The organism is Foliimonas ilicis (assembly GCF_039939195.1).
Lineage (GTDB): Bacteria > Pseudomonadota > Alphaproteobacteria > Rhizobiales > Rhizobiaceae > Foliimonas > Foliimonas ilicis.
Genome location: NZ_JBDUUH010000007.1, coordinates 189,543 through 199,217 on the forward strand (window position 1 = coordinate 189,543; position 9,675 = coordinate 199,217).

At 57.9% G+C, this 9,675-nt stretch carries 10 protein-coding genes; 3 read left to right on the forward strand and 7 right to left on the reverse strand.

The features are described from left to right. Positions 1–4: 4 nt before the first annotated feature. The 3 genes from ttcA to ABFT80_RS16795 all read right to left on the reverse strand — a co-directional run bounded on the left by ttcA (position 5) and on the right by ABFT80_RS16795 (position 2,262). Positions 5–865: a tRNA 2-thiocytidine(32) synthetase TtcA gene (ttcA, locus tag ABFT80_RS16785; RefSeq protein ID WP_347973069.1), complete on the reverse strand. Its 861-nt coding sequence runs from the start codon at positions 863–865 to the stop codon at positions 5–7. 109 nt (positions 866–974) lie between these two features. After that, positions 975–1,592 (reverse strand): 30S ribosomal protein S4, encoded by a 618-nt coding sequence (rpsD, locus tag ABFT80_RS16790; RefSeq protein ID WP_347973070.1) that lies wholly within the window; start codon positions 1,590–1,592, stop codon positions 975–977. Positions 1,593–1,842: 250 nt separating this feature from the next. Further along, complete coding sequence (locus ABFT80_RS16795; protein ID WP_347973071.1) at positions 1,843–2,262, reverse strand: winged helix-turn-helix transcriptional regulator; 420 nt, start codon at positions 2,260–2,262, stop codon at positions 1,843–1,845. A 137-nt stretch (positions 2,263–2,399) separates the two neighbouring features. On the opposite strand from ABFT80_RS16795, the gene ABFT80_RS16800 reads away from it, so the two are divergent. After that, positions 2,400–3,038, forward strand: coding sequence for an NAD(P)-dependent oxidoreductase (locus tag ABFT80_RS16800; RefSeq protein ID WP_347973165.1), 639 nt, complete (start codon positions 2,400–2,402; stop codon positions 3,036–3,038). A 56-nt stretch (positions 3,039–3,094) separates the two neighbouring features. On the opposite strand, the gene ABFT80_RS16805 is transcribed toward ABFT80_RS16800, so the two are convergent. Genes ABFT80_RS16805 through ABFT80_RS16815 form a run of 3 tightly spaced genes read right to left on the reverse strand, consistent with a single transcriptional unit; the run spans position 3,095 to position 5,002 of the window. Then, positions 3,095–3,301, reverse strand: a complete 207-nt coding sequence (locus ABFT80_RS16805; protein ID WP_347973072.1) for a DUF3008 family protein — start codon at positions 3,299–3,301, stop codon at positions 3,095–3,097. Between the two features lie 59 nt (positions 3,302–3,360). After that, the gene (gene murI / locus ABFT80_RS16810; protein ID WP_347973073.1) at positions 3,361–4,149 is read right to left on the reverse strand and encodes a glutamate racemase; all 789 of its coding nucleotides are present in this window, start codon (positions 4,147–4,149) and stop codon (positions 3,361–3,363) included. Then, positions 4,142–5,002, reverse strand: coding sequence for an RNA methyltransferase (locus ABFT80_RS16815; protein ID WP_347973074.1), 861 nt, complete (start codon positions 5,000–5,002; stop codon positions 4,142–4,144). Before ABFT80_RS16815 ends, murI begins: the two co-directional genes overlap by 8 nt. 162 nt (positions 5,003–5,164) lie before the next feature. Between ABFT80_RS16815 and ABFT80_RS16820 the strand changes: the two genes are divergently transcribed. Beyond that, complete coding sequence (locus ABFT80_RS16820) at positions 5,165–6,379, forward strand: NADP-dependent isocitrate dehydrogenase (RefSeq protein WP_347973075.1); 1,215 nt, start codon at positions 5,165–5,167, stop codon at positions 6,377–6,379. 123 nt (positions 6,380–6,502) lie between these two features. After that, positions 6,503–6,868 (forward strand): PRC-barrel domain-containing protein, encoded by a 366-nt coding sequence (locus ABFT80_RS16825; RefSeq protein WP_347973076.1) that lies wholly within the window; start codon positions 6,503–6,505, stop codon positions 6,866–6,868. 75 nt (positions 6,869–6,943) lie between these two features. On the opposite strand, the gene alaS is transcribed toward ABFT80_RS16825, so the two are convergent. Next, entirely contained in the window at positions 6,944–9,604 is a 2,661-nt protein-coding gene (alaS, locus tag ABFT80_RS16830; protein ID WP_347973077.1) for an alanine--tRNA ligase, read from the reverse strand. Positions 9,605–9,675 lie beyond the last annotated feature (71 nt).

The following is a 9,675-nucleotide window of genomic DNA, read 5'->3' on the forward strand; positions in this document are numbered from 1 at the left end:
CGGACTACGCTTTGGGCAGACCGGCTCCAAGCGCTGAAAAATCGAACAGAGAGCGGTCGAGCAAATGGCTCGGCCGCACATTGCCCAGCGCCCTGACCATTGTGTCCTTGCGGCCCGGCATGCGCTTTTCGATATCGTCCAGCATCGATTTCATTGCATTGCGCTGCAGCCCTTCCTGACTGCCGCACAGATCGCATGGAATGATCGGAAATTTCATCGCATCCGCAAAACGGCTCATATCGCTTTCCGCGCAATAGGCCAGCGGGCGCAGCACCATGACATCGCCATCGTCGTTCAAAAGCTTGGGCGGCATTGCCGACAGCCTGCCGCCGTGGAAGAGATTCATGAAGAAGGTTTCGAGAATATCCTCGCGGTGATGGCCGAGAACGAGCGCCGAACACCCCTCTTCCCGCGCGATGCGGTAGAGATGCCCACGGCGCAGGCGCGAGCAGAGCGAGCAATAGGTGGCGCCTTCAGGAACCTTTTCGGTGACGATGGAATAGGTATCGCGATACTCGATGCGATGCGCGATGCCGTTCCTGTCGAGAAATTCAGGCAGAATGTGCTTTGGAAAATTCGGCTGACCCTGATCGAGATTGCAGGCAAGCAGCTCGACCGGCAGCATTCCGCGCCATTTCAGATCGAGCAGAAGCGCCATAAGACCGTATGAATCCTTGCCGCCCGACAGCGCGACGAGCCAGCGTTCGCCGGGCTTCACCATCGCGAAATCTTCGAGCGCCTGCCGTGTATTGCGCAGCAGGCGCTTGCGGAGCTTGTTGAACTCGACGGAAGACGGCGCATCGAGAAACATCGCGTGGCACGCGGCGTCTTCGGAAACCGTATCGATGGAAAGATGCTGGTTCATGCTCTGCTGTTACACCAGACGGGGTAGAAGGTCGATTGGTGTGTTGAGGGAACCAAAACGAAAAAGGCCGCCCCGAAAGGCGGCCTGATCCAAATTCCGTAAAACCGAATTAGCGCGAATAGAATTCGACGACGAGGTTCGGTTCCATCTGAACCGCGAAAGGAACATCAGCAAGGTTAGGAATGCGAGCATAGGTCGCAACCATCTTGTTGTGATCCACTTCGAGGTAGTCAGGCACGTCGCGTTCTGCGAGGCCGACTGCTTCGAGAACGATCGTGAGCTGCTTCGACTTCTCACGAACCTCGATCACGTCGCCAGCCTTCACACGGTACGAACCGATGTTCACGCGGCGGCCGTTGACGTTGACATGGCCGTGGTTGACGAACTGGCGGGCCGCGAAAATCGTCGGCACGAACTTCGCGCGATACACGATTGCGTCGAGGCGCGATTCCAGAAGGCCGATCAGGTTTTCCGAGGTGTCGCCCTTGCGGCGGTTTGCTTCCTCGTAAATCTTGCGGAACTGCTTTTCCGAAACGTCGCCGTAGTGACCCTTCAGCTTCTGCTTGGCGCGGAGCTGCAGACCGAAGTCGGAAAGCTTGCCCTTGCGGCGCTGGCCGTGCTGGCCTGGACCGTATTCGCGCTTGTTGACCGGCGACTTAGGACGGCCCCAGATGTTTTCGCCAAGACGGCGATCGATTTTATACTTTGCGGATTCGCGCTTGCTCATCGCATTCCCTTTCAAAAAGATACGCGCGGAACCTAACGTTCCGTGCGAAGGAAACGCGCCCTCCTCTGGCTTCCGTTTTCGAAGCCTGACAGGACTTTCACGCGAAGCTGTGCGGAAAATCCACGGGACACGTCAGTGGAACAAGACCGGGAAAACGATAAACGCTCTCATTCGGCCTTGCGGTATAAAAATAAACACCAGGCATTTCGGCCCGGTGCTGGCGCGTGATTAGGCGAGAGCGCCTGTTTTGTCAATCATTACCCGCATTGCGGTCGAAACTTTCGCGCGCCGAACTCACCAGAGGGCTGTTGGCCGCTGCCCAGACGCCCAGTGCGGAGATCGGCACCGCAATCGACTGGCCAAGCTCCGTCAGCGCATATTCGACTTCCGGCGGCGTGGTGGGTTTCACGGTGCGGCTGACGAAGCCGTCCCGCTCCAGCGAGCGCAGCGTAACCGTCAGCATGCGCTGCGAAATCCCTTCGATCGATCGGCGCAACGCGTTGAACCGAACCGGCGCAGGCTGAAGGCCGATGATGACGAGCAGGCTCCACGTATCTCCGACGCGGTCCAGCACATAGCGGATAGGGCAATAGCCATTGTCATCCGCCAGCAATCCCGGATTTGTATGCAGAAGCGGGACGGATTTGCCGAGCGGCGTCGATGCGGTCATGCGGTTCTCTCTCCGTAACCTGGGCACGAAACAATGCCTTCTTTAAAGGCATGCGCGACAGGCGTATGTAGTTACCGTTGATAACCTGATTATATAAAATACCTTCGCGGTCAATGCCAGCGGAGCAAAGGAGAGATATTATGAAGATCGCGCTGATAGGAGCATCCGGCTTTGTCGGAAAAGCCGTCCTCAAGGAAGCCGCAACGCATGGCCATGAAGTCACGGCCATCGCCCGCAACACCGACAAGATCGAAGCACTGCCGGGCGTCACCGCTGTCGCGGCGGATGCAAGCGATACCGGCGCACTTGCCAAGGCAATTGCCGGTCACGACGTTGTTATTTCAGCCTACAATCCCGGCTGGGGCGATCCGGAAATCCGCCAAAAGCAATTGTCGGTATCGAAGGACATCATCGCAGCGGCGAAATCCGCAGGCATACGCCTGATCATGATCGGCGGTGCCGGAAGCCTCGAAATCCAGGGCAAGCAATTGGTCGATTCGCCAGAATTTCCAGCAGAGTGGAAAGAAGGCGCGCTTGGCGCTCGCGATGCACTCACCGCAATCCGCGGCGAAAAAGATCTGGAGTGGACGTTCCTGTCACCCGCAATCCATCTGGCGCCCGGCGAACGCACCGAAAAGTACCGCCTTGGCACGGATTCGCCGGTATTCGACGAGAAGGGCGAAAGTGCAATTTCGGTTGAGGATATGGCTGTCGCCATCGTCAGCGAAGTCGAAAACCCGAAGCACATCGGCAAGCGCTTCACACTCGGCTACTAAGCGATCCTGGCCGGAGGATCAGTCACTTAGAACTATGCATCGTGCTTCCCGAAAATCTAACTCGATTTTCGGGCCGATGCCGTAGACTTTTTCTCCGGCAGTCCCTTGCGCTTGGTTTCTGCAAAATCCTCAAGCTGTTTCTCGCTCATGGATTCGTACATTTCCTTCGAGGCGCCTTTGAGCTTGCCCTTTGTGGTCTCGCCGCGTTTGGCAGACAAAGCAGCTCCTGCCGCCTTCTGCTGAGCTTTGGATTTGGCAGGCATTTTATCTCTCCCTTCGAGGAAGAGAAATGCGTGGCACAAGCCACGCGTTCCAACGCCGCTTACAAAATCGTCAGGCCAAAACCTTGCATCAATCTTCGGGTCGAAAAATCAGGCTTACCGGACGTGAACTGCGCAATATCGGGCGCGTGCTCTATCTCGTCCTGCCCGGACGCCGAAAGCAGCGACAAAGCCCGGCGGGAAATCGCTTCGGCCGGGTCCAACCAATCGACCGGCCACGGCGCGAACTGCCGAAACACATTGGCCAGAAACGGATAATGCGTGCAGGCAAGCACCACGATATCCGTGCGTTTTCCGTCCATTTCGACAAAACACGGCGCGATTTCCTCGCGCAGCGCTTCCGAATCGATCCTTTCGCCGCGAATATGGGCCTCCGCCATACGTGCGAGATTCTGACTTCCGACAAGCCGCACATGACATTGCGCGCCAAATGACTGGATAAGATCGCGCGTATAGGCACGCTTGACGGTTCCGGGCGTTGCGAGAACCGAAACGAGGCCGGAGCGAGTGCGCTCTGCTGCAGGCTTGATTGCCGGAACCGTGCCGACGAACGGCGTTTGCGGATATGCCGCGCGCAATTCACCCAGCACAAGTGTCGAGGCAGTGTTGCAGGCGATCACCGCAAGTTCGGGGTCATGCTCTTCAATCAATCTGCCGAAAAGCTCGACGATACGCGCCTTTAGTGCGCCCTCTTCCCAGTCGCCATAGGGAAATCCCGCATCGTCCGCGATATAGACGAAACGCCGATCCGGCATCAAAACGCGCGCTTCCCGCAAAACGGTCAAACCGCCAATGCCTGAATCGAACATCAGGACCGGGCGTTCACTCATCGCCCGTTTCCCGCAGCGCCGAACTGCCTTCCGGGTGGATTGCGCGGTCGGCCTCTTCCTTGCGTGCCGGATAGCCAGCGCCGCGCGGTTCTTTCGGCGAGAAATAATCGAGCGACGAAACCACGCCACGCAACACCTTCAACTCTGCCAGCGTGAAACCGGGCCGGGTCAGCACGGCTCGAACGGCATCGACCATACGCGGCTTCTTGGCCAGCGGGCGGAAGTAGCCACGCGTATCGAGTGCAGCCTCCAGATGCGCGAAAAGCCCGTGAAGCTGCTCTTTTGGCGCGGGGGTTATTTCCGGGCCGGAAAACGCCGTGTCCGTCTCGCGCTCCAGACCGGATTTCATCCACTCATAGGACATGAGCAGCGTTGCCTGCGCAATGTTCAATGAAGCGAAAGCCGGATTGACCGGAAAAGTCACGATTTCGTCAGCCAGACCGACTTCCTCGTTGAACAATCCGTATTTTTCGCGCCCGAAAAGAATGCCTGTCTGTTCGCCTGCGGTAAAACGCGTCCGCAATTCGCGAGCCGCATCGACCGGGCCGCGAACAGGCTTGAACCCGTCGCGCTCGCGCGCCGTCGTTGCAAACACGTAATTCAGATCGGCAATTGCCGACGGCAGATCTTCGAACACCGTCGCGCCGTCGATTACGTGGTCGGCCTTGCTGGCAACGGAGCGCGCCTTGTCGCTCGGCCAGCCATCGCGCGGCTTTACGAGGCGCAATTCCGACAAGCCGAAATTCGCCATGGCGCGTGCCACCATGCCGATGTTTTCACCGAGCTGCGGCTCGACCAATATTATGGCCGGGCCTTCGGCAATGAGTTTGCGGTCGCGATCCGTTCCAGCCATTTATCCGTTCCGTGTCTTCGTCGGTTCCCTTGCATAGTTCCGGCCAAAACGGAACAGCACATACAGGAAGCTTGAGTTTGCGAAGGGGAAAAGCCTTTGCTATACGGCCTCTAGCAATCCTTAGGACCTTCGTGTCCTTCCCACAAAAAGCGAGGCATTTTCATGGCGAAGATCAAGGTGGAAAATCCGGTCGTCGAACTCGACGGCGACGAGATGACCCGCATCATCTGGCAGTTCATCAAGGACAAGCTGATCCATCCTTATCTCGACATCGATCTCAAATATTACGATCTCGGCGTTGAAAGCCGCGATGCGACCGGCGATCAGATCACGATCGACTCGGCAAATGCCATCAAGAAATACGGCGTCGGCGTAAAATGCGCGACCATCACGCCGGACGAGCAGCGCGTCGAGGAATTCAAGCTGAAGAAGATGTGGAAGTCGCCGAACGGCACGATCCGCAACATTCTCGGCGGCACGATCTTCCGCGAACCGATCATCATGAAGAACGTCCCTCGCCTCGTTCCGGGCTGGACGCAGCCGATCATCGTCGGCCGTCACGCTTTCGGCGACCAGTATCGTGCGACCGATTTCCGCTTCCCCGGCAAGGGCAAGCTGACGATCAAGTTCGTTGGCGAAGATGGCCAGACGATCGAGCACGAAGTGTTCGACGCGCCGTCCTCCGGCGTCGCGATGGCCATGTACAATCTGGACGATTCGATCCGCGAATTCGCCCGCGCCTCGCTGAACTACGGCCTGCTGCGCAGCTACCCGGTCTATTTGTCGACCAAGAACACCATCCTCAAGGTCTATGACGGCCGCTTCAAAGACATCTTCCAGGAAGTCTACGAGGCCGAGTTTGAAGCGCAGTTCAAGGAAAAGAAGATCTGGTACGAGCATCGCCTGATCGACGATATGGTCGCTTCCAGCCTGAAATGGTCGGGCGGTTACGTCTGGGCATGTAAGAACTACGACGGCGACGTGCAGTCGGACACGGTCGCACAGGGCTTCGGCTCGCTCGGCCTGATGACCTCCGTGCTCATGACGCCAGATGGCAAGACGGTCGAAGCGGAAGCCGCTCACGGCACCGTTACGCGTCACTATCGCCAGCATCAGAAGGGCGAGGAAACCTCGACCAACTCGATCGCTTCGATCTTCGCATGGACCCGCGGCCTCGCGCATCGCGCCAAGCTCGACAACAATGCAGACCTCAAGCGTTTCGCCGACACTCTGGAGCGCGTCTGCATCCAGACCGTCGAATCGGGCCACATGACCAAGGATCTGTCGCTGCTCATCGGCCCCGATCAGCCTTGGCTCTCGACCACCGGCTTCCTCGACAAGATCGACGAGAATTTGCAGAAGGCGATGTCGGCCTGATTTTTCAACAGCATATTTCGCGTTATTGAAAAAGGGCGGCCTGGTGGCTGCCCTTTTTTCGTAATTGCATCGAACTTTTTGCGACCCGAACCATTTTGTTATGGTGTAAAATCAGGAGCTATCATGTTCGCTAGAAAATTTTCTGCCGCCCTTCTAATCTCCGGCTTGTTTGCAGGCACTGCCCTTGCCCAGGGTGCCTTGGTGGAGATCGAGGACAATGTGCAGGTATCCGCATTCAGCGCGACCGCAGATCAGGTCGATGATTGGAATGTCTACGCAGCGGACGGCACCAAGATTGGCGACATAGAAGAAGTCGTCGGTACGGCTGCAAACACGCCAACCGCACTCGTCGTCGATTTCGACGGCAAAGGCGGTTATGCCGACCGGGACGTCGTGATCCCGTTCGATCAGTTTACCAAGCAGAATGACAGGCTCGTGCTGAACGCGGACGCCGCAGCGGTCGGCGCAATGCCGGTTTGGAACGACTAACTTACGTTGTCAGTTTAATAAAAAGGCCGCCAAATTGGCGGCCTTTTTATTTGAATTTCGCTCTTCGTCTTTATATCAGCCTGCTAGCACCGCACGCACTGCATCGACCGCATCTTGGGCCTTGGTACCATCAGGGCCGCCAGCCTGCGCCATATCGGCACGTCCACCGCCGCCCTGCCCGCCAAGTGCTGCTGAAGCGATGCGGACGAGTTCGACGGCACTGAATTTCTCCGTCAAATCTGCGGTAACGGCAACGACGACGCTTGCTTTCTCATCCTCGCCAACGCCGACGAAGACGACGACACCTGAACCGACCGACTTCTTTGCATCGTCAGCAAGCGGCTTCAAATCCTTCGGAGAAACGCCAGAGACGACACGTCCGAGGAAGCCTACACCGGCTACCGTCTCGCCTTCGCTTGGTGCACCGCCAGCCCCGCCGCCGAGTGCGAGTTTCTTGCGCGCGTCGGTCAGTTCTTTTTCGAGCTTGCGGCGCTCATCGACCAGCGCCTCGACGCGTGCCAGCGCGTCGGATGGCGACACTTTAAGTGCGGCGGCGACCGATTTCAGCCTGCGGTCCTGTTCGTCCAGATGCTTGCGTGCGTCCTCACCGGTCAGCGCTTCGATGCGGCGGACGCCAGCGGCAACCGCGCTTTCTCCAAGCAGCCGCACGAAACCGATGTCGCCGGTGGCGCCGACATGTGTGCCACCGCAGAGCTCGACGGAGTAAGGCTTTCCGGAATCGTCACCAGAGGGCACCTTGCCCATCGAGACGACACGAACCTCATCGCCATATTTTTCGCCGAATAGTGCCATCGCGCCTTCGGCAATAGCATCATCGACGCTCATCAACCGCGTCGTGACAGGGCTGTTCTGAACGATGATCTGGTTGGCGATCTCTTCGATCCGCTCAAGTTCGGCAGCCGAAATCGGCTTCGGATGCGAAAAATCGAAGCGCAGTCTTTCGGGTGCCACGAGCGATCCCTTCTGCGCGACATGGGTTCCGAGCACTTCGCGCAAGGCTTCGTGCACGAGATGCGTGGCGGAGTGGTTGGAACGCAGCCGCGTGCGGCGTGCCGAATTGACCTTCAACTCCACCTCGGCACCGGTTTTTACACTACCGCTGACAACGTTGCCGTAATGCACGAAAAGCCCGTCGCCCTTCTTCAGCGTATCGGTGATCTCTATCGAGAAATCATCGCCTTCGATCGTGCCGGTGTCACCCATCTGTCCACCTGATTCGCCATAGAACGGCGTCTGGTTGACGACCACGCCGATCGCATCGCCTTGTGCAGCGCTATCGACTTCAGAACCGTCCTTGATCAGTGCCAGAACGACGCCTTCGGCCTGTTCGGTGTCGTAGCCCAGGAATTCGGTCACGCCTGCCTTGTCCTTCACGGAGAACCAGACTTTTTCGGTCGCGGCGTCGCCGGAGCCGGACCAGTTGGCGCGCGCTTCGGCTTTCTGACGCTGCATTGCGGCGTTGAAGCCGTCCAGATCTACCGTCACATCGCGCTGGCGAAGTGCGTCCTGCGTGAGATCGAGCGGGAAACCGTAGGTGTCGTAAAGCTTGAAGGCTGTCTCGCCGTCCAGCCGATCACCCTTGCCAAGATTTTCGCTGGCATCGTTCAGAAGCGTCAGGCCGCGCGCGAGCGTCTTGCGGAAACGGGTCTCCTCAAGCTTCAGCGTTTCGGTGATCAGCGCCTGACCACGGATAAGCTCGGGATAAGCCTGCCCCATCTCGCGCACCAGCGCCGGAACCAGACGCCAGATCAATGGCTGTTCGGCACCAAGCAACTGCGCATGGCGCATGGCGCGGCGCATGATCCGGCGCAGCACGTAGCCGCGGCCCTCATTCGACGGCAGAACACCATCGGCAATCAGGAAGCTCGATGCACGCAGATGGTCGGCGATGATGCGATGGCTCGCGCGGTTCTTGCCCTCTGCCTTTACGCCGGTCGCTTCCTCAGAGGCGCGGATCAGCGCGCGGAAGAGATCGATGTCGTAATTGTCGTGCTCGCCCTGAAGGACGGCGGCGACGCGCTCAAGGCCCATGCCGGTATCGATGGATGGACGGGGCAGCGCGACCCGCTCTTCCTTCGACAGTTGCTCGAACTGCATGAAGACGAGGTTCCATATTTCAATGAACCGATCGCCATCCTCATCGGCGCTGCCCGGAGGACCACCGAAAATGTTTTCGCCATGATCGAAAAAGATTTCCGAGCACGGACCGCACGGACCCGTATCGCCCATCGCCCAGAAATTATCGCTGGTCGCGATGCGAATGATACGATCATCGGAAAGGCCCGCAATTTTCTTCCAGTAATCCGCAGCCTCGTCATCGGTATGATAGACCGTGACGAGAAGCTTATCCTTGGGAAGGCCGAATTCCTTGGTCAGCAGGTTCCAAGCGAGTTCGATCGCGTTTTCTTTGAAGTAATCGCCGAACGAGAAATTGCCGAGCATCTCGAAAAAGGTGTGGTGACGTGCGGTGTAGCCGACATTGTCGAGGTCGTTGTGCTTACCACCCGCACGAACGCATTTCTGCGAGGTCGTAGCGCGCGAATAGTTTCTGGTCTCCAGACCCGTAAACACGTTCTTGAACTGCACCATGCCGGCGTTGACGAACATGAGGGTCGGATCGTTACGCGGAACGAGCGGGCTCGATGGCACGACTTCGTGGCCATTCTTGCGGAAATAGTCGAGAAAAGTCGACCGGATTTCGTTTACGCCGCTCATGTCATTGCCTTTGTGAAAAGCCCGCCATCGAAAAAGGCGGAAATTGGACATGGCCTTTTAACGTCAGCGCC